Origin of the sequence: Cytobacillus sp. Hz8 (genome assembly GCF_042263505.1) — a bacterium.
Classification (GTDB): Bacteria; Bacillota; Bacilli; order Bacillales; family Cytobacillaceae; genus Bacillus_BE.
This window is the reverse complement of sequence record NZ_JBHKFI010000008.1, coordinates 11,757-33,429: the sequence shown is the minus strand read 5'-3', so window position 1 is coordinate 33,429 and position 21,673 is coordinate 11,757. Positions and strand designations below refer to the sequence as shown.

General features: G+C 35.0%; 17 protein-coding genes and 1 pseudogene. 8 read left to right on the top strand and 10 right to left on the bottom strand.

All coding sequences use genetic code 11. The features are described from left to right. Positions 1 to 899: 899 nt before the first annotated feature. Complete coding sequence (locus ACE38V_RS11430) at positions 900 to 1,391, bottom strand: hypothetical protein (protein ID WP_375841377.1); 492 nt, start codon at positions 1,389 to 1,391, stop codon at positions 900 to 902. 66 nt (positions 1,392 to 1,457) lie between these two features. Further along, positions 1,458 to 2,435, bottom strand: a complete 978-nt coding sequence (locus ACE38V_RS11425; RefSeq protein WP_375841376.1) for an NADP-dependent oxidoreductase — start codon at positions 2,433 to 2,435, stop codon at positions 1,458 to 1,460. A gap of 175 nt (positions 2,436 to 2,610) precedes the next feature. On the opposite strand from ACE38V_RS11425, the gene ACE38V_RS11420 reads away from it, so the two are divergent. Further along, positions 2,611 to 3,183, top strand: a complete 573-nt coding sequence (locus ACE38V_RS11420) for a TetR/AcrR family transcriptional regulator (protein ID WP_375841527.1) — start codon at positions 2,611 to 2,613, stop codon at positions 3,181 to 3,183. 387 nt (positions 3,184 to 3,570) lie between these two features. On the opposite strand, the gene ACE38V_RS11415 is transcribed toward ACE38V_RS11420, so the two are convergent. Together ACE38V_RS11415 and ACE38V_RS11410 are read right to left on the bottom strand one after the other, a co-directional pair. Beyond that, the gene (locus ACE38V_RS11415; protein ID WP_375841375.1) at positions 3,571 to 4,158 is read right to left on the bottom strand and encodes a GrpB family protein; all 588 of its coding nucleotides are present in this window, start codon (positions 4,156 to 4,158) and stop codon (positions 3,571 to 3,573) included. A gap of 103 nt (positions 4,159 to 4,261) precedes the next feature. Further along, positions 4,262 to 4,939 carry a hypothetical protein gene (locus tag ACE38V_RS11410; RefSeq protein WP_375841374.1) on the bottom strand — a complete coding sequence of 226 codons (678 nt, stop codon included), beginning with the start codon at positions 4,937 to 4,939 and terminating at the stop codon, positions 4,262 to 4,264. A gap of 403 nt (positions 4,940 to 5,342) precedes the next feature. Here ACE38V_RS11410 and ACE38V_RS11405 point away from each other — a divergent pair, with 403 nt between their 5' ends. From ACE38V_RS11405 to ACE38V_RS11390, 4 genes and pseudogenes are all read left to right on the top strand, one after another. After that, positions 5,343 to 6,578 carry an IS110 family RNA-guided transposase gene (locus tag ACE38V_RS11405; RefSeq protein ID WP_375841373.1) on the top strand — a complete coding sequence of 412 codons (1,236 nt, stop codon included), beginning with the start codon at positions 5,343 to 5,345 and terminating at the stop codon, positions 6,576 to 6,578. Between the two features lie 1,358 nt (positions 6,579 to 7,936). Then, positions 7,937 to 8,398, top strand: coding sequence for a hypothetical protein (locus tag ACE38V_RS11400; RefSeq protein ID WP_375841372.1), 462 nt, complete (start codon positions 7,937 to 7,939; stop codon positions 8,396 to 8,398). A 66-nt stretch (positions 8,399 to 8,464) separates the two neighbouring features. Next, positions 8,465 to 9,415, top strand: a complete 951-nt coding sequence (locus tag ACE38V_RS11395) for a hypothetical protein (RefSeq protein WP_375841371.1) — start codon at positions 8,465 to 8,467, stop codon at positions 9,413 to 9,415. Positions 9,416 to 9,997: 582 nt separating this feature from the next. Next, positions 9,998 to 10,285: pseudogene (locus tag ACE38V_RS11390) on the top strand (VOC family protein); the annotation flags it as partial. Between the two features lie 380 nt (positions 10,286 to 10,665). Here ACE38V_RS11390 and ACE38V_RS11385 read toward each other — a convergent pair. Beyond that, positions 10,666 to 10,833, bottom strand: coding sequence for a hypothetical protein (locus ACE38V_RS11385; protein ID WP_375841370.1), 168 nt, complete (start codon positions 10,831 to 10,833; stop codon positions 10,666 to 10,668). Between the two features lie 180 nt (positions 10,834 to 11,013). Next, positions 11,014 to 12,549 (bottom strand): hypothetical protein, encoded by a 1,536-nt coding sequence (locus ACE38V_RS11380; protein ID WP_375841369.1) that lies wholly within the window; start codon positions 12,547 to 12,549, stop codon positions 11,014 to 11,016. Positions 12,550 to 13,056: 507 nt separating this feature from the next. Here ACE38V_RS11380 and ACE38V_RS11375 point away from each other — a divergent pair. The 3 genes from ACE38V_RS11375 to ACE38V_RS11365 all read left to right on the top strand — a co-directional run bounded on the left by ACE38V_RS11375 (position 13,057) and on the right by ACE38V_RS11365 (position 15,520). Next, complete coding sequence (locus ACE38V_RS11375; protein ID WP_375841368.1) at positions 13,057 to 13,911, top strand: helix-turn-helix domain-containing protein; 855 nt, start codon at positions 13,057 to 13,059, stop codon at positions 13,909 to 13,911. Further along, entirely contained in the window at positions 13,908 to 14,795 is an 888-nt protein-coding gene (locus ACE38V_RS11370; protein ID WP_375841367.1) for a tyrosine-type recombinase/integrase, read from the top strand. The genes ACE38V_RS11375 and ACE38V_RS11370 overlap by 4 nt, the downstream gene beginning before the upstream one ends. Positions 14,796 to 15,358: 563 nt before the next feature. Next, on the top strand, positions 15,359 to 15,520 hold the full coding sequence (locus ACE38V_RS11365; protein WP_375841366.1) for a hypothetical protein: 162 nt from the start codon (positions 15,359 to 15,361) through the stop codon (positions 15,518 to 15,520). 56 nt (positions 15,521 to 15,576) lie between these two features. On the opposite strand, the gene ACE38V_RS11360 is transcribed toward ACE38V_RS11365, so the two are convergent. The 4 genes from ACE38V_RS11360 to ACE38V_RS11345 form a co-directional block, all read right to left on the bottom strand. Continuing rightward, a complete protein-coding gene (locus tag ACE38V_RS11360) occupies positions 15,577 to 15,933 on the bottom strand; it encodes a hypothetical protein (protein ID WP_375841365.1) in 357 nt (118 codons plus the stop codon). Between the two features lie 51 nt (positions 15,934 to 15,984). Continuing rightward, entirely contained in the window at positions 15,985 to 16,890 is a 906-nt protein-coding gene (locus ACE38V_RS11355) for a recombinase family protein (RefSeq protein WP_375841364.1), read from the bottom strand. Beyond that, entirely contained in the window at positions 16,880 to 18,304 is a 1,425-nt protein-coding gene (locus ACE38V_RS11350) for a recombinase family protein (RefSeq protein ID WP_375841363.1), read from the bottom strand. The genes ACE38V_RS11355 and ACE38V_RS11350 overlap by 11 nt, the downstream gene beginning before the upstream one ends. Before the next feature lie 493 nt (positions 18,305 to 18,797). Beyond that, complete coding sequence (locus ACE38V_RS11345; RefSeq protein ID WP_375841362.1) at positions 18,798 to 21,410, bottom strand: hypothetical protein; 2,613 nt, start codon at positions 21,408 to 21,410, stop codon at positions 18,798 to 18,800. Positions 21,411 to 21,673 lie beyond the last annotated feature (263 nt).

Below are 21,673 nucleotides of genomic sequence, written 5' to 3'. Positions count from 1 at the left end.
CTCGTTTTGGTTTACATATATTAATCGTTTGAGCCCCAAAAAAGGTTACAAGTATTTATTAACACCTATAAAAATAGACCGCCATTTTAAACGGTCTTTATGTAATATGTAAAAAGGAGCCATTTTAAGATTTCTCGAAAAGAAAGTATTTTACCTCTAATTTTTTTCCTCTTCTTGTTCCCTAACTTGCCCCATTAGTCAAGCGAAAACTTTCACAAACTCCATGCTGATGTTGATACAAATATCCATTTTTCTGGAGAGGCTTACTCCATTAAAGTGGCCCGATTGTGGAAGACTGCTCTTATGGAAATCAATTAACCTTGTATAACACCTAAAACATTTTTAATTATTTCAAATGTATGAAGTGGTAAGACAGTCTGTCATTCATTGGTACACTTTTTGTCATTCAGTGGTAAAAAATATGTCAAGGATGGTACATTTCATTGGCCGTTATCATAAGTTTTAATGTTAAATTGAATGTTACTTGTGAGACATTGTGTTTTGAAATTAATAAAATTATAATTAATATACATCAGATTAACTCGTATCTAGTATGATGAAAATTAATCTGATTTAAAAAGTTAGCTTTCCTCCGCTACCGTTTTGGGCAGGGCTGAGTTGATTTATGCCAATAATGTATTATTGGGTACTTTAGAGAGGGACATGGAATCTCTCCATGTCCCTTACATTTTATCCACTAAAAAGAAAAGCCCATTCTGAGCTTTCTCTCGAATGAGCATCAGCACTTACGTGTTGGGACGAAGAGCTGTCCCTGTGTCCCTTCTTGGATAAAGGGTTGTAATGTTGTAATCTATTGGATCGCCTATTCTAACCCGTATTAAAAGATTCTTTAGTTTAATAGATACTAAAGACTTCCACAATTCTTTATAGTTCAATATCTATATCATTCCATATGCAGTTGGTCTTGTATCTCCTACACCCCATTCCACTGTTGGCGCATTAGTAGAATCAGCAGCTTGGTCAGCTGTAGAATTGTCTAATACACTGTTTGAAGTTAATGATACTGATCCAGAGTTAGCTCCAAAATCGATTGTATAACTGAATGCATCTGATTTATTAGCGGTTTCAGCACGGTCAGACACCAATTCTGCTCCAAAAGAGAATGCTAACTTACCAGATGGTTTACCTGGAGTAGTTACGCTATAAGTAACTTCTTTATCTCCAGCAGTAACTGCATCTGAAGTTAAACCACCTAAGAATGATGAAACAAGAACCCCATTAGAATCTACAATAGTAGGGTTAGTAACTGCTCCAGCAGCAGCTTGAGCTAAGCCTTCACTAAATTCAACAACGATATCAGTTACATTACCTTGATTATTTTTTACTACCTTGTAGCCAGTAGCTACTGGTTTAGTAACATCTTTAGTCAAAGTTACTTTTTCTGTAGTTAATGGTAATGCATTTCCAAGACTATCTTCAATCTAAAGTCATATGCATTACATCCTGCTTTTTGTAATGACGATTTTTCCCCGTTTCGGCTGCCCTTCGCTTTTGCGGTACGCTTGGAACAGACCTTGAGCGCTAAAGGAATAGACCTCTTCGACATGGATATTCAACTTGTTCTCTCGCATGTGGCGAACAATGGCTTCGAAATCGGCCCGATTCGGTTTTGCCTCGAAGAAGTGCGCTTCAATGTCGCGAACCTGCGGAAATTGACCCGCGAAGGCCACCACGGAAACGTAGGTCCCGGCATCCTTGATGACCGAGTAGTTTTTCTCGCCGATTTCGCCCAATGCCCCTGTTCCGAATGTGGACGGGTTCATGGCGGTATCCAGCACGATATCTACGGGCTTGGCTATTTGAGCGGCGAAATCGACTTTCGTGTAGTCGATCACTTCGTCCGCACCGAGTCCTTTAACTAAATCGTGATTATCATCCCTCGCGGTTGCAATTACATACGCGCCATGCTGCTTGGCCAATTGGACTGCCGCATGTCCCACACCCCCGGCGCCGGCTTGAATGAGAATGCGTTGTCCCTGTTGAAGGCGGCCATGCTCGAACAACGCTTGCCAAGCCGTGAGAGCCACTGCGGGCGCGGCGCCTGCTTCTTCGAAGGAAAGACTTTCCGGAATGACGGCAAGATGATCTTCCTCCACCGCCACATAGTCCATATAGGACCCCATCGGAACTATGCCCATGACTCGATCTCCTGGCTTGAAATGGCGCACTTTGGCGCCAACCTGTTTAACGACGCCGGCCACATCGTAGCCAAGAACGAGCGGCAGCGGCACCTGAAATTTCTCGGCCATCGGGCTCTGAAGAATGGCTCCGCTGCGCAATAGACTGTCTGCGGGATTGATGGAAGAAGCGTGCATCTCGACGAGCACCTGGGTGTCGGTAAGCGCGGGAATGGGCATTTCCAACTCCTCCAGCGTTTCCGGGGTGCCAAAGCGGGTCAAAGCGATAGCTTTCATGATGATTCCTCCCATAATTTTGATCATATGTTGAATTTTAAACATATGTTTTATAAGATGAATATACTTGGGCAGCGGCACGTTTTCAATCGCTAAAATGAACGCCGTTGTTGATAAATCAACAAATGGTGTCGAAATGTCTATTCACATGGAGGCGAAATGGGGGATGAGCAAGATGGACAGGCGTATTCAAAAATCCCGGCAAGCAATCATGGACGCGTTCATGAAGCTGATGTCGGAACAGGATTTCGAAAAAATCACGATCAACAAAATCGCGGAGGAAGCGAACGTCAATCGCGGAACGGTGTATTTGCATTTTGCGGACAAGTACGATTTGCGCGATCAGTGCACAGACGCTCATTTGAACGAATTGATCCGCAACTGCATGCCCGAGGAGAAAGGCCAGTTGACTTCGAAAGCTGCGCTGCTGCGCACTTTTGAATATTTGCAGCGGCATGCTTCCTTCTATTCGATCATGTTGACAAGCCGGGGGAACCCCATTTTTCGAAATCGAATGGAGGAGGTGCTTCAACAAAGTCTGAGCGAACATCTGGATTCGATTGGTCTCAATCGAACGCTCTACAAAGACATTACGGTACAATTTCTCGTCTCGGCGGGGGTGGGCCTGCTGGAATGGTGGATCACCCGTTCGATGCCTTACCCGGCTTCGGTCATGGTCGAGCAATTTTGGCAGCTGTTGGAACGAGTACAATTGCAAGTCCCGGACGAAGGAGACAGGAAAGCTTGAATCAAGCTTTCTTCCATATACTATGCATGTTCTTAGAAATGTAATGGGTCACCCAGGTGTTGTACTTAAACAAAGTTTAATTGTTTTGAATAAAGTCGTACCATTTATAAAAAAGTTGCGATGTTTTGAAAAAAGTTTAACCGTTTTAGAAGGGTGATTTTAAAGGAAACATTGTTGTATCAAGTTTTATGGAAACTTTTGATTAAACTTTTTTTATATAAATTTGTACACTAATTCACAAGAATGAATCTATTTTGATCAATCTTTTTTCAAAATGGATTCTTTTCTTTTGTAGTAAAATATGGGTTTGTCGAACGTTTTTGCTCAAACTTTATTATTAAGCTACAACATAAAAATAATGTGCAATAAGTTTACCCTGTATTTTACTTATTTTTTGGGGTTGTATTTGTTAGCATATTCCTCTTTTGCTTTCTCTGTATATTTCAAAATAAAATTAGATTTAGCATCTGTATATCTATCTCGGTCATGTTCGTATTTTTCTAAAAGTCCTATTTTGAGTTTAGCATATTCTTTAGCAACTTCTTTATGTTCACTAAGATAGTCTCTAAAATACAATTCATTCCAGTTTTGGTAGTAGCGAACATGTAGATGATACACCTTTTCTGCAAATCCTTCTTTTGTATATCCTTTATTGAATGTCATTTTCATACATGGATTACTTTGGGATGACATCAATAACCAACCATTATGTAATAAAGTATTTGTTAATTGTTCAATATTACATCCATTATCTATTTCCAATAAAATATCGACTATTGGCTTGGCTATCAGTCCTTTAACAGATGTACTTCCTATATGACTAATACGTATAATACTTTTTTCATCAAAACAACTTAAAAGTTTCCGTTTTTCAATCTCATACCACTTTTTATAATTTGGATTATGTTCTTTCAAAATGATGGGGAATAATTCCCACAATTCTTCTTGCGTCATTTCAGACAATTCTTTACCCATATATAGTATCCTCTCCTTTACAAATAATCTCTACTTCGCATTTTACTACTAATGAAAAAACCTTGTTAAAGAATACTGTCCATTAGCTCAATAGAAAAAGGGCTTATTGCTGCCCCAGTTTTTCATCTTTCTTTTTTATTTCATCAGTAACAATTTTTAATGCTTTTGTATGTAATTCTAAAAAATCTGTATTAATTTCTTTTTCTATATTTTTTAGCTTAAAAATATTCGTTTTTACCGAATTTTGCTCGAATAAAAGTCCCTTTATTTTTTGTTCAAATGTTGCCTTTTCCTTAGCTGTATAGTTTTCTTCTGGTGAATGAACAAAACGGTTTCTTATTTGGTTATAAGCATATATCTTTTGCCATAATATTTCGGTATCGTTTATATTTAACCCAACCACTTTATGTAAGTAAAATAAATATTTTTTTACGCCATTATGCCTAATATCTTCAGGACTTATTGATAAATTATAAGTCCTTTCACATACTTTGGAAATTGTATTAAGTGTTTTTTCCAGATATGCATACTGTGATATTAAAGCTGACGTTCTCAATATCTTTGGGAAAGTCTCACTAATATTATAAAACCTATTCTCATACATATATTCAAAAATTTGTTCGTGATCCTCTGGTGGGTAATTTTTTATATATTCCTCATAAGATTTTTCTAGTTGTGACTGTTCCTTAATAATATTTTCTTCCATAAACTCAATATAATTATTAAAGTTTTCGTTTTCTAAATCAATCCTAAATTCAAGCCAAGATAATCTTCTCAGCATTAGTAATCCCCTATTATCTGTTAGTAATATAATAACACTGGAGAATGGAATTCTTGTTCAACTAAACTGCACCTATAGTTTTAGTACAATTCTTCACCATCTCTTCTTAAACTTTAATATCCATTATTATAAAAATAAGTTACTCCACAATCTGGCCCGATCGTATTATAAGGTCAGCCAGATATTTCTGGTTGAGAATTTTTTATATCGATATATGATTACTGTAGTCGGGGTAGAACGTATGGCCCGTGGGACCATGATCCCGTCCGCAAAACAGTTCACCCCCTACTTGTAGAAACATGTTTGAGGCTGGTTGGGACCTAGATCTCGTATAACAAGCGAAGCTATGACACTACATGAAGGATTAGGGGTACCGGTAATTATTTTTGGAGGAGGAATTTGAATGAATCCAGTCATTGGTCTGGATGTAGCGAAAGGTGAAAGTCAGGTTCAGGCATTCTTGGATAAAAAGAAACCATACAAAAAGAGTTTTAAAGTACAACATAACTTTGAAGGTTTAGCTAGTTTATTAGACTTTATTAAAGAGTTAGAGGATGTGGCAGGAGAACGACCTCCGATCGTATTAGAATCTACTGGACACTATCACAAACCCGTTGCTCAATATTTTGAGGACAGAGGATATTTAATCATTATGGTGAATCCACTTATATCTTATAAAGCAAAGAGTTCTAGTTTACAAAAGGTAAAAACAGATATAATAGATGCTGGTCACCTTTGCGAGCTGTACTATAAAGAGGATTTAGAGCCTTATAAAAAGAGAGGTATCCAATTATTGAATCTACGTAATCTTACAAGGCAGCACGATAATATTACACAAATAGTTGTAGAAACCAAACTTCAATTTCAGGCAGTTTTAGATCAAGTATTTCCTGAATACAGTAAGGTCTTTGGGACCTTATACTCAGATGTATCGTTACTAATTTTACAAGCTTATCCGACTTCAGAAGAAGTCTTGAAAGCTGATATAGAATTATTAGCGACTAAAATAAAGGAATTCTGTAACACTCGATCATTACAATGGGCATATAAACAAGCTGAAAAGTTACTAACCGCCGCAGCTCAAAACCCATTTCAGAAAAATTTGTATTCTAGTCTTACACTAAGTCTAGACATGTATATAAAAATGCTTCTTGCATACAAAAAACATCTATCCACGCTTGAAAATGAGATAGATGCTTTAGCGAAAAGTGTTGAAGAATATGAGATTATCCAATCAATACCTGGTATCGGTGAAAAAATCGCCGCCACGATTATTTCCGAAATTGGTGAGATTGAAAAATATAATCACCCTAAAAAACTAGTTGCATTTGCAGGCATTGATCCAACTGTCTTTGAATCTGGAACATTCAAAGGTACTCAAAATCGAATTACTAAAAGAGGATCCAGTAGACTAAGACAAGCCCTATATATGGCTGCGAAATGTGCCATTCGTGACTGTCGTAAACAAAAAACAACGGATGAAATCATCCCACGCAACAAGCGATTACGCGCCTTTTATGATAAGAAACGCGAAGAAGGAAAGCCTTATAAAGTAGCTTTAATTGCCTGTGCCAATAAACTCTTACATTGGATCTATGCACTATTAAGAAACAAAAATTCGTTCCAAAATTTAGCTTGATTTAATCACTTTACTAAATAAACTAAAACTTTCCAAACATAGTATTTGGAAGGTTATTTGGCATATACAAATTTAGTATAACATGAATTTTTTTAAGTTTTTATTAAAAAATGTTGACAACTATTGGCTGGTTTTGTTGAACAAGAAAAAATCCTGCATATCAACACAGGATTTAATCTATCTTTGTTTTAAATAATCAAACTTTGTTTTAAATGATCAATCTTTTTTATAAAACTACAGAACGCTGTCCCCTTGTCCCTTCAAAATATATTAAGGTAAATATAACCAATAAAACTAACACCAAATGCAGTTGCATATGCAAAATATGCAATTGTGCGAAATGGCTTTGATAGTTGATAGATTAAATGTAATACTACAATGCTCAACAATCCCAAAAGGCTAAATATTACTAGACATTTTAAAATCAACATAGTTTTCATCTCCTTTTTAATAAAAAAAGAACCTCAAACAACCCTTACGGGCAGTTTGAGGTTCTTCCTCATAACTAACTTTTTATCAATGACGTATTATTAGATATTTTTGTGGAACGAGGAACCTGTCCCCGTGTCCCTTTTTTAAAGCAGCCATCTACTCAATTAACTTACATATATTTTAAAAATACAGACAAAAGTCTCCATTTTCCAGTTGTAATCAGGGAAACGGAGACTTTTTAGTCCTCAAACAAGCGTACTTTTTCAGTGGTCTCTACCTCTCTCTGTGTCCCTAAAAAAGGGGCTCCAAAAATCAGCTTTCACTGACTTTTTGGACAGCCCCTTATCTTTCTATTTGATTCAGCTGCCAAGTCAAAAAGGAAAGCCCATTCTGAGATTTCTCCCGAATGAGCTTTCCTTCTAATCAGCACTTACATGCTGGGACGAGGTACCCTTGTCCCTTCTAATAGTTTTGTAATATTTTGAAGAGTCCTCTGAGATTATAGTGCCTGACACCATCCAACGCTGTTGGTTTATGCTGAAAGGCCATATGGAATGAACAAAAAATGGAGCCAGATTCTAATGATGAATCTGACTCTATCAATTTAGATAGTGAAATACGATTATATATTTAGTTGAATTGACATCCTATGTTCGTAACCCTGATTTGTCAATCTGACTTTGTTTAGCAATATGATGCTACTCTTTTTCTTTACAAACTCTAATAGAAATATAGTAGTACAAGTAGAAGATGTTTGAATCTTCCTTCCAAATAAATGCAATAACTGAAGTTTATTACAAATAGACTATACAGTTAGTAAATACTCGCACTAGAATAATATGGTAATTTTCCTGTAATTACCTTATAATAGTAATATCTTACAAGAATAACTTTCATGTATACAAATTATATAGGAGGGAATTGTTATGTCTTTAAAAAAAATTGCTTTAAGCTCTAGCGTTGGGTTAGGAATATTCTTAAGTTCCATGCCGGTTTTTGCTGCTGAAGCAGAACCAACATTAATTGAATTTGGAGAGCCGGTAGAACAGTATCAACTTCCTTTAAACATGGAAGGGGTTTTATCCGCTCAAGCAACAATATCAGTTTCTTCAAATTTAGAATGTAAAGAACCTTTATTTTCTGGTAATTATGCTCTTGGATCTTCCTCAGCTACTGTAAAGGAAGATTCTATCTATGTTAAAGTTAGGACTTTCAATGGCGATGGTAGTTTAATTGACAGTGGTAGTGCGACTGAAAAAAGTTCAACATTTGTATCAGCAAAAGCTAATAGTTCTATCTTTTTTGGTGATGATTATGCGATTAGTAATCACACTTATAAAAAGAGTGGTTATGAGACTATAACTAGCGAACTAAAAGCTTATTGGTAATAAATATATTACATTCGAAAAGGCTAGAATAAATATTCTAGTCTTTTTTTGAAATGAGGACTAATTATGTCTTTGAAAAAAAATACAATTATTTTGCTAATATTGGCACTATTAATCATGGTAGTAATATATACAACATTTATTTATTATGATAATAAGAAACGGGATTCAACAGAACAAAATAAAGGTATTCACAAAAATGTGCAAGTGGATACACAAAATAATAGTAATAAAATATCATATGGATTGTATAATTCTAATGGGAACTTTATAACAGAGGGTTCAAATTTAAAATATGAAAAAGGTGTTTTGGAAACGACTATTTCAATTGGTCATTACATAAACGATAATAGAAATTATATGCTTCTGATAATGAAAGATTTTAAGCAGACTAAGTTTAAAGTATCAAAAAAGACTTACAGTTCATATCTGATAAATATAAAACCTAATTCTGAAAAAAATATTACTGTGCATGTTCCAATTACTAAATTAGATAAAGAGATTGATTTTATAATTGTAAAAAAACCTGAGTATTTAGTTGAAGATCAAGATCTTAATAAAGCTTCAATACTACAGGAGGTTCTTCCATTAAGATTTATGCTGAATAATACTCAAGAAGATATTAACCTTACATATGAAAAGCCTCAATACACATACAATCAAGGACCAATTGACAATGTATTTCTTAGTAAACAAAAAGATAAATTAAAAGTGTTATACTCAAATAAAGGAGATAAAGAAGTGTTTTTGTCGTTAGGTGCACCTGAAAATCAAAATATGGAATATGCTGCTATTGCTATGTTGAACTGGAATCAAGTTCCTCTAATAAATAATAATGTTGTAAATTATATGAAGATATCTCCTGGTAAAAGAGATGTCTTTAGGTTAATTTTACCAAATGTAAAAAAGAAGCAAAATTATCAAATTATTATATTTCCAAAACCATATCATGTTAATAAGAATGATTATGAAAGCCAAAGCTCTTATTGTTCGTTTAGAACCATAATTACACCTTAAAAATGACAGGGAGTGATCAAATAATGGAGGAGTTTCTTTCAAATATTGGCCTCCTTTTTATTTTATTTATTTTTTTTATCTTTGTAATGTTGTTTAGAAAGAAGTAATTTGAAATATAATCATAAATGGATTAATAATATTTAAATGTTCAGGATTCTAAAAAGGGGAATTAACATGAATTTCATGAGATGAAGCAATTTCATTTATGATCTTTTCTTCCTTTAGGACTTGACATGGAGCCTCTGCGGGCATGATTCTTCTGCCAAGAAGCCAGCTACTAGTACAGTTGGTATCGCCAAACAAGGCTATCATGCCCGCCATTCCAAATCAAGCTGGTGCTCGGACTTTATTAAGCCCATCTACACCCGAACTTCCTTTATCGTCAACGCCCCTTACTTTTCATAGAATTCTTTTGGTGATAAATCTTGAATACTGGAATGCATTTGGCGTTCATTAAAGAATTTCATAAACCATGCTATTTCTGAGTAACTTCCTCGTATGTTTGGAATTGAAATCTACTAAAACATTCATCTTCTAAAATTTGATGAAATGACTAAATATGAGAGTTCATATTTTAGGTTTTTATCACCACCAAGCTCGTCTGGAACTACTATATTGCTTGCAAGGGCTTCAAATCCAGAGCAAATATCTTTCATTGGAAATCAAACTGGTGGAATAGTCTTTCTCTTCCTCGGGACAGATGACTTTTGGAGAGATTATAATGAAATGGTAGCCAAAGGAATTGAATTTGTTAGAAAACCAAAGGAACAATCTTATGGTATTGTTGCAGTATTCAAAGATTTATACGGGAACTTATGGAATTTAGTTCAATTTAAAGAAAGCCATCAAATGTTTCAACGTGTAAAATAGACTAAACTAACAAGATAACCTTATTACATAAATTTATAGACAGGTTGTGGAGAATAGGGAAACCCAAGAGAATTGAGCTTCCTTTTTTTATTTAGATTATCAACATTAAAATTTAACAGAGCCTATTAAAAAAGAACCCCAAACAACCCTTACGGGCAGTTTGATGTTCTTCCTCATAACTAATTTTGAAACTATCTAATTTTTTATCAATGACGTATTATTAGATATTTTTGTGGAACAAGGAACCTGTCCCCGTGTCCCTAATTCAAAATCCTCCTCAAATAGAAATAGCCCTAACTCCACAGAAAGGAATTAGGGCTGTTATTTATCTTACACGATTATAATATAAGCCTATCTTTCTATTTGATTCGGCTGCCAGGTTAAAAAGAAAAGCCCAATCCAAGATTTCTCTCGAATGAGCTTTCCTTCCAATCAGTACTTACGTACTGGGACAAGGAACCTGTCCCCGTGTCCCTTTTAACATTCAAAAATTTACCTGACCTTCTATCTTTAATAACCATCCAAACTTTCACATTCCTAGTTTGCATTTCTCTTTCCTCCTATTTAATTATTTATAAAAAAAAGAACCTCAAACTAACCCTATTTTTCAAGGGCAGTTTGAGGTTCTTCCTCATAACTTATTTTAAAGCTATTAAGTTATTTACCAATAATAAATTATTGAATTTTAGTGGAACAAGGAACCAGTCCCCGCGTCCCTTTTTTAATAATTATTTATTAGAAACTGAAATTGCTTTTAATGTATTACTTGCTAAATCCTGTGCAAGACTTGCAGCATCTAATACTTTTACAGTAACAGTATCTGTAAGTGTAAATGCATTTGTTAAGTTTACTGTCATTGTAGTTGCGCCAACTGTATTGTCATCAGCTGCGTCAACACTTGTAACAGCTACTTTTGCACCATTTACATATACCTCAAAATCACCTTGAACATCTGTTGCAGTTGTAGCAATTGTACCATCAGATACTAGTTCATTGAAGGTAAGTGTTAAAGTTTTATCATCTACTACAGCTACTTTTGTTAGAGAAGCTTTAGTATTATCTTGAACATTTACAACTTGAGTTCTATCAGCAGTGTCTACTGAGTTTCCAGCTAAGTCAGTTACTGCCGGTTTAATAACTAATTGACGATCTCCAGTTGTAGCAATGCTATCAGCAGGTAATTCAACTCTAACTTTATTTTTTGCTCCATCAAAATATAAATCAGTTCCAGTTGGTAGAGCTGCACCAGAAAGAGTGTAGTTAGAAACTTGTAGAGCACTTGAGCTTACTTCTTCATCAAATAAGATAGTAAATCCAGTTCTATCTGGAGTTACAGAAGTGACATCTGGAACATTAGAATCTGATGATGATCCAGTTTCAGTATAAGTCAATACGCCAGATGATGAACCATTCGGAGTAGTAGCAGTATCTACAACATAGCCTCCTGGTAAAGTAACTTTAAAGGTACCATTATTAAGTTTAGTACCATCAGTCATATTTGTATTTCCTGTTAAGTCAATTTGAATGTACTCATTATCAACTACACCATCACCATCAGCATCATAAGCACCAGCAGTTGGAGTGAATGTATCTGAATAACGTAAACCGTCAGCAGTAGTATAGTCTACTGTTGCATTTCCTGTACCAGCAGCTACATCCTCATTAAACTTAACAATTAGTTTTCCGTCTTTAGCTGTAATTGATTGCGCAACAGGTTTAGTTTCATCAAGATTGAATGTTACAGATTTAGTATATTTCAATCCTGCATTATCTTGCATATCTTGGTATCCTGCAGCAACTTCAACATCAGTGTTAACAAATTTGCTTGTACCATAACCTACTTGTGCATTTGTGAATGTTGCGATGTAAGTTTTGTTTGTTTTATCATCAGAATCTTTAGTAGCTGTTACAGTTGTTGCTCCAATTTTCACTGAAGGCGCAGCATTTAATTCCTCAGAAAATACTACTTTTACTTTGTTTTCGCCAAGAACTGAAAGTGAAGTAACTGTTGGTGCAACATTGTCATCACCCACAACAAAAGTAGCTGATGTTGGATTTGGATCTAAAAGATTTAGAGAGTTGATATCTTTAGTACCAGTAAATGTTACAGTGTGGCTACCTGCAGCTAAACTTAATCCTGTAATCTCAACGTTTTTACCATCAATAGTAATGCCTGATGAAACTACATTTCCATCAATTGTAACTGATCCAGGAGCAGATAATTCTTCACTAAATTCAGCATTTAAAGTTGTAGGAGTTTTCATTGATGCTTTAATTAGTTTTGGTGCAACTGTATCTTTTACTAAAAACTTATCTTCGAATGATAATGCATTACCATAATTATCTTTTAAACCAGAGATTTTAATTTTTGAATATTGGTCATCTGTTGCGAATGCAGCAGCACCAAAATGTAATGTAACAGATTTACCGTCTTCTGATAATGTTGCTGAAGCATCAGGATCAATCTGATCTAAACGTTCAGCACTTGGAGTACCTGCTGCATATGCATTATCTTGGTTAAGATCAATAACATAATTTCTTGTATCTTCTGCAGTAGCTTTTGTGATTGCCTTGTTGAAAGAAACTACAACAGTTTTAGCGTTAATCGCACTTACACTATTAGTTTATTATTCTCAACAATTTTGGACTATTGTTTAACTGAAAAAATGATTAGTTAGCGGAAGGTTTTTTGTTTCTGGGTTGTGGTATTAAAGCAACTCTTTTTGGCAATAAATTACTAATGTATCTTATTGCAGAAGGAGGTGATTGTGATGAATGGAAGTAACAAAAAACAAACAGGAGATGTGAAAATGAAGAAGAACCTTCTTGGAAATTACTTGCGTAATCTTCGTGAGCAACATGGCATAACCCAACCTGTTTTAGCCGAACAGTTGGAAATCAGCAATGCGTTTATTAACTATATTGAACTTGGAAAGCGAACGCCAAGTGTTGAGACACTTGAGAAATTCTCGAAGTTCTTCAAAGTGGACCTTGATCACTTAAGAGATTTACTAGAAAAGCAAAAGCTGTTAAACAAACAGGTAAAGGGTGAGGCTACACCGGTTGAATTACCAGAGCCTGTTCAGAAACTAAATGAATTACTGCTGAAAATGGATCAACCCCTACTGGATGAGCTAATTTCGAGTTTTATGAATCAAGTAAATGAGCATTTAATTAAGATGACACCGAATTATTCACTTACCGACCTTCGCGAGAAGTATCAAAAGGTGTTGTCTTTTGAAAATAATCAGGAAAAGTCGGCTGTCTTGGAGGGATTTCTTAAACTCCCTGAAGACAATCAATTGTTCTTCAAATTTAACCGAGTGGAAGATTCACTTAAATTAGAATTGTTACAATCCGACCGGGGTAAAATTGATCTCTTTGAAAAATGGATTGGTCCCCATGTGTTTAGTAACTTATGTAACCTAACCGTCCCCCAGGTTCTTGAACCTCAAAGGGGAGTATCTTTTTGCTGGTTTTCACCAAGTATTACGATTCAGAATCAATATCAGTATTTACTGAATCAAAATCTTGATATTGATTCTGTTCTGTTAAATTCAAGTCAATTGGCCTGGTTTATTCAGCAAAATTATGAAGATCCAGAAATCGAGTATGATGCCGGATGATCTTCCAAGTAAAAAATAACTACGAGGTATTCGTTAAGAAATTTCTTATGTATTTATCTAGGAATGGATACTCCGAAGAAACCATAGTTGGTTACTCGAAAGATTTAGCTAAATTTAATCAACACTTAATTGATACTTATGGTTCACAGGTAACTGTTTTGGATATCACAAAAGAAGATATTCTTGATTATCAAGATGCTCTTACCCGAAATGGATATGCAAAGAATTCAATTGCCCGGCATATCTCAACTATTAAATCCTTTTCCAAATACCTGTTCAATGAGGTTGGGTGTGGTGATGACCCTGGAAGTAAAGTAAAAACACCAAAAGTTTATACACCCTTAACAACGGTTTTAACAGAAGAACAAATGAAGCAGTTGATTGAAACAGCTAAGAACTATTCACCGTTCTATCATGTATTGATTAGCTTCCTTTATTACACAGGAAGCCGAATCTCACCCGTTATTACCTTGTTAAAAGAACATGTTTACTTGAATGAGAAAAAGGTTTATTTTCCAAAAATCAAGGGCGGAAAGGATTTATATCTACCTTTACACGATCAATTAGTGAATTTACTGGAACAGCATATTTACTCGTATCGTAAGGAATCAAGGTATGTATTTCCTTCACCAAAGTTTTTAGATAAACCAATTAGTGCAGCCGATGTTAGGTTTCATTTAAAAAAGATCCAAAAGGCAGCAGGAATACAAGTTAAAATTACCCCGCATTTGATCCGACACTGTACAGCAACCCATTTAACTTTAAAGGGAGCTGACCAAAGATATCTCGCAGCTATTCTTGGCCATAGTGATTTGAGATCAACCATGCGGTATCAACACTTAAATGTTGATAATCTTAGGGATACCCTATCAACTTTGGATTAAATTTTCTACTGAGCACTGTCTTAGGCAGGGCTCTTTTTTTGTATAATTCTTTTTATTACTTCTGATAATTCCACATATCCCAGGATATGTGGAATTATCATGAGCTTACAAGATTATTATTGACAAGAAGAAAATCTGTTAAACATTAACTTTTCATTTATGTTATATTAGAGAATTATTTTGAAACTGTATATTAGATCATTTAAAACGCTGGTACAAGCACTGTTCTCATGGGTTATTTCCCACTATTCCCCAATCTCCTAAATAAAAACCTTATTAATTGTGTGTTCTCGAACCAAATTGTTTATTGTTCAACAAACAGCGAGAACTTGCAGAGATACTTAACAACAGCTAATTCATGACAATTTGGTTATTAAACAACCAGAGGTTTTCATGGAATTGGTGCGTACTGATTTTCTATTTTTACAGAGCCTACTTAGCTGTTAAAGGTTTAAAAAAATGAGAAGTTCAGTATAGTCAACTTCTCATTTTTTTAAACCTAGTATCAGTCTATTTTTTTCACTTTCTGTCCATAATGCTTTAAAGATAGGAGGTGAGACTGAATGAGTAAAGAAAATAAATGGATTGTTCATTTTTTAAACGAGGCAACAGATGAACAAATTTTAAACCTGTTCCAAACAGGAATTGAAGATTCTGTTCGTGAAGATATTGAAGGATTGCTGCTCGGTAGAAAAAATAGACAATCCGAAATTAACTTAGAGTAATTGCCCATCACTCTAGTCTTATTGTATCCTTGTTGATTTACAATAAAACCTTGCCACTACACTAATGGCAAGGTTTTGTTTTGTTCAAATATCACTTGTTGTTCTGGATTGTATAAAAACTGTAGATTTGTGGTTTTGATAAACCTTTGGAATTCTACTCTTTTTCCTTCTCTGTATAATCGAGTCAAATTCTGTATTGCATAAACCCCAGTATCCATATCCTCTTGCTCTAAAAATGACAGCTGTTCGTATAATCCCTTTCTTAAACGGTTGTATGTGGCCTCACTTATATTACAACGTGCAAAACGGATATTGATTTTTATTATCTCTTCAAGAATTTGTTCCTTTTTCCCCTCATAGCTAGATGATTTTTTATTTTTGCCCTCCATTAACTGTAAACACTCTAACCACATCTGATGAATCTCCTCTATTGGCATCTGCTTTTGGCAATTACATCTGTAAAATCATTTGTTGCCTCGAAATGGTTTCCTACAGATTTCACATTCAATCACATTTGCCAAAATATAATTCGCGTATGGTCTTTTAGTTGAGGTTTTATATTTTGATTCAATCTTCTCAATAACATGAAAAACTTGAAGAAACATTTCTTCACTAATAATAGGCTCATGTTGTTGTGGGGATATAAGTTCAAAATCCACTGTTCCATCCGACTTCCTTTCAAAAATGCAATCTTTCCCGATATATAATCCCTTTAATAAGGTATTTTTAATACTAATTATTGTTGTTATAGGAAAAGATGGATACTTGGCCTTAATCAATTCATAGGTCCTCGTGAAATTTTCCTCACGAATAAATGTTTCAAATAGTTCCTGTACGATAGGTGCTTCATGTGGATTAATTACGAGGTGGCGGTTTTCATTCAGTTGATATCCATACGGTACAAGTTGAATATTGAACTTTCCCAATTTCCGCACATGTTCTCTGCCTGTTTTTAATCGTTCAATGCGAAATTTATTTTCCATTTCAGCTTGGATTCCGGACATGGCTATTTGAATGGTTGACATATCTATACTGTTAGACCCTTGTGAAACACTAATAACACCAACACCTATTTTTTTCAGGGATACAATTGTTTTAGTAAACTCAAGTGAATCTCTACCGAAACGGTCGTAATTGCTGACAACAACTGTGTTTATATTTTCTTTCTCCAATGCATGTTTCATTTCTAAATATCCATCCCTTCCTTCCACCCTGGTACCCGTTTTACATTCATCCATATAGATTTTTCGTAAAATGATTTGATGATTTTGACAGTATTCCTTAATCGCGTTAATTTGATTGGGAATACTAGTCTTTGGATTTATTTCTCCAGAGGTTCTTGCATAGCCAACTGCGATTTTAAAGTCCATCTGCAGTTCCACCTTTCAGGATATCTTTTAGAAATAGGAGATCAAGTTTTTTATCAACTAAATCAATGATTGTAATAAACGGTAATTGAACAAGATTTTTAGTTGCCCTTTTTGAAAACTCTTTGTTAAGCTCTTCTGGATTTAAGGATTGAAAAAACAAAAGAATTCCTTTTGCAATTCCACTTTCCTTCATAATTTCTTTGATCAATTTGGAGTTTTCAATCATCATTTTTTCTCTGCTGCTTAAACCTACATCCATCATCCGAATCCGATTCTTCCTTTTCAACAGCTCCTTAAGCTTGGACTCCATCTTCCAGAATTTAATCTGATATTGTAAAATAATTTTATTTCTTAGACTTTCATTAACCTCCTGTTTAAACTTTTGTTTTGTATATCTTTCCAGTTCAATATGAATTGCTTGAATCACTGCTTCTACATCTTCAATGGTCACGCATCGTTTACATGAGATCCGCCCCTGGTTATACTCCATGGAATTACCACAAAATCTGCATAACATAAGAGCCGGTACATGTTGATTGTCTTTTCTTTTTCTGCCTGTGCTTTCATACTCTAATTTTTTCTGTACTAGAGCAAATACGACAGGGTCTATGAGAACTTCAACATTACTATCTTCTCTATAATAATGCTCCGTCCCCTCCAAAACTCCAGACAAGGCCCCAATGTAAGTAGAATTCTTCAAAATATATTGCACGGATTTATAATTCCATTCACATCCTCGCTTAGTAAATCCAAATCGATCATTTAAATCCTTGGCGATTTGCCGAAGTGATTTCCCAAACAAATATGAACGATAAATAGTTTCTAAAATGCTCAATTCTTGCCTTGCTAATTCATCTGTCGAATAGTTGTTTCTCTTGGCAACTAATCTTTTTGAAGGTGGTTCAACAGAGTACCCAAGCGGTGTATAATTACCATCAAAATTGCCGTGATTGAGAATCTTTGCCTTTCTTCCATCTTTAAGATTTCGCAACAAATTTTCACGATCACTCTGGGCTACTCCCGAATAAATTAGAAATAACGTGTTAAACCATTCTACACCGGTGGACAAAGACTCTCTAATAAAGGTTGCTTTTCCAGCCTTTTCAACAACTTTTGTTAATAACTCGATGTTAATCAGCGTATCTCTTCCAAACCGGTCGATAGAGTAAAATAAGATTTCTTGTATTTCCTCTCCACTTTGTTCCAAGTATTGAAACATCTTTAATAATTCCGGCCAATCATCAATTATTCCTGTTACTCCAACATCAATAAACTCTCTAACAATCAATAGTTCATGATCCTCTGCATATTCTCGGATCCTGCTTTTTTGGTACGCTACACTTTCTTCATCACTTTTCTTACCTTTAGGATTGGTTGATTTACGGTAATAGGCGATGACACTCTTCTTATTCAATAAGTTTAGACCTCCTCACCTTCAATTTTGTTAGCGGTTAACAAAAATAGTAGTTAAATAGAATCTTGTTAATCATTAACTAATATTCTGGTTGATTCCTTGATTCAAAGAGCATTACGATTATTTATATTTAACTTCCAGTAAAATTTTATACACAAAAGTTGGAAATTGAAGGTGAATTTCTTAGAGAATTTTATTAAATAAAAAAAGCCCTGCAGAGATTTCTCTCCACAAGACCCTCTCCTATTAAATAAAATTTTGGTGGTAGATGGAACCTTTTCCTTGTCCTTAACGGCTTCCAAGTAAAAAAGAAAAGCCCATTCTGAGATTTCTCCCGAATGAGCTTCCTTCCACTATCAGCACTTTCGTGCTGGGACAAGGAACCTGTCCCCGTGTCCCTTCTTGAATCTATTTATTATTTATCAATGACGTTTTATTTGATAATTTTTGTGGGATAAGGAACTTGTCCCTGTGTCCCTTTCTAAACCATCTATTATTTGCTAACGGTAAATGTGCCAGTAGCCCAAACGTTACCTAAAGTATCTTTAACATTTGAACCTTCAGTTCCTACAGTTAATGATTTACTTAAATCGCTAACAACACCAGATGCTAATTTAATATATACTGTATCTACTGAATCGCCAGCTGCAATAGGAGTTGTCATTGCTGCATCAGAATAAATACCTTCTACTTGTGGAGTTCCTGTCTCAGTTAATTCAGTTCCATCATACTTAACTGCTAAATCAGAAACAGTGATACCATCAGTAGCATCAGTAACATTTTCGTTAAATGTTACTTTAATGCTAGTACCTGATACTAATGCCGCTGTAAATGTAGGTGCAACATTTTCATCAAGATTTACAGTGCCAGCATAAGCTGAAGACATTGCAACTCCATCTTTAGTTTTAACTCCATTGATTGAAACATTTCTTTCACCAGTTAATGAATTTGAATTAGCTTGTAGAGTTAAGTAAACTGCATTAGTTTCACCAGCGCGTAATTCAGCTTTTTCTACTACAACACCATTGATGTTATAGTTTGAAGGGTTAGTAGCTGTTGCTCCATCTACATCTTGACCAAATATTACTTTAACTATACTTGGAGTTCCTACAACTTTATTGACACTTGTAACTGTTTGAGCAACTGTTAAAGTATCAGTTCCACGAACAAATTCAATTGAAGAAGTTCCAAGAGCTACGCTAGAAGTATCAGAGAATGCACCTGTTAAAGTAAGTGTGAATTTCGCACCAGTTGCTAAAGCATCAGCTGTAGCTGCACCAGTTGGATCAAATTCTACATCCGCTAATTTAACTTTATATTCTTTATTTCCAGTATTTGCTACAGGAGCAATTCCTGTTAAATCAATAGTACCAGTTGTAGTAACATAATCTTTAACTGAAGTAGCAGTTAAAGCGGTTACTGTTCCTGGATTTACTGCTTCATCAAAAGTTAAGTGAAGATACTCTAAACCATTTTCATCTTTCTTAATTTGTGAAGATACTAATTTTGGAGCAGTTGCATCTGCTTTAAAATCTAATACTTTTGAGAATACTGCACTTTGTTCACCAGATAAATCAGAAACTGCATTTACCGGAAGACCTACAGTATGAATCCCTGCAGATAAAGTTGTTCCTAATTCTACAGTATATTTAGTTTTATCAGTTGTATCGCGAGTTACTTTAGCCTCTCCAGCTTCTAAAGTAGCAGGTGTACCAGCAGAAACATCGTTCAATGCTGCCGCACCGTCGATACTGATATCAGAGCCGTCAAAACCTTGAACTTCTTCACTGAACTTCACTTCAAATTTATTTAATCCAAGTGAAGTAATAGAAGTTACAGTTGGTTTTGTTCCATCAAGTTGACCTTTAGTAATTTTTAAAGTATTTGGATTAGGATTTACTAAGTTACCAGCGAAATCTTTTGCACCAATAACTGTAGCAGTAATTTCTTTTCCAGATACAACACCAGGATCGATTGCTAAGTCAACATATCCTTCAGAAATCTTTAAAATACCTGGTACTACTGTTGCTGTAGTGCCATCAGCATATTTAAATGACCAAGTTCCACCGTTTGAAAGTGGTTCAGAGAAGTATACACGAACGTTTGAAGCATCAAGCTTTTCAACATTAGTAATTGTTGGTGCAACTGCATCAGTAGCTTCTAATACGTTAGAAACAAATTTAGGTACAAATTTACCTTCAGTTGTTTTAACAATATCTCCATTTACTGTTGCTACATATTTAAGGTTGTTGAAGGCCCCACCTGTTGCAGCAGTTACAGTTAAAGTTTTACCATCTTCACTTAAAGTTGCAAGAGAACCAGCATCAGTTACTGATACAGTGCCTAAGCCATCAACTTTAGCTACAGAAAGTACACCAGCTTTGATAGTTCCATCTGCATCAATTACTGAGTCTTTATCAATAGATTTGTTAAATTTAACTTCTAGTTGTGCACCGTTAATCGCACTTACAGATTGAACTGCAGGAGCAGCTAACTCTTCTTTAAGTGCAGCAACATCAGCAGCTAAATCTTCAGCTTGTTTAGCTAAAGGAGCATTGAATGCTTCTAATACATATTTCTCAGGAGCTGTTCCAACAACTTTAACCTTGATGTTGTAAGCTTGGTCATCAAGAGCTTTAGATAAAGCTGCTTGAGTTTCTTCAGCTTTTGCAAGATCTTTAGCAGCTACTGCAGCTTGACCTTGAGCGATTAAATCAAGGATGTCTAATTTTGCGTTATAAGCTTGTGTGATTCCTCTTTGATAGTTGATTGCATTGTAAACATAGTGTTTGTAATCTTTTGTAAGATCAGAAATCCATGCAAGTCTTTGGTTGTAGCTGTATTTTGATTTTTTTACAGCTGCTTTCGTATCTTCGTAAGCTTTTTTAGCTTTTTGGATAGGAGCTTCCATAGCCGCAGCTTTTACGTAATGAGGAGCATTATAGTATGCTACCATTGCGTTTCTCATTGTTGTTTTTGCGTTTTTCACTTGAGTGCTAATGCTTGTGCTTGCAGCGTCCGCATTGTGTGGAGCTGCTACAGCTGCGAATGAAGATGCAGCTACTGCAGAAGCAGCGATGACTTTAATTGCTTTCTTTTTCGTCATTGATTTGTTTCTCCTTTCGATATCTAAAGTAGTGCATTAGGATTAAATATGTATTTTTTTTTAATAGAATCCTAATGACTTACAAACTAACACTAATTGTACTAGATTAGTAAGGAAATGTAAAACATTATCTCCAATATATCCTAATTTATAGTACAATAATATGATAACCAAGAATAATCTAGATTTTTTCCCAAATCATTCTTGTAAACCTATAATAATACAAATCTCAACCAAATTCTAGCTTTTATTTGCTTGTTTTC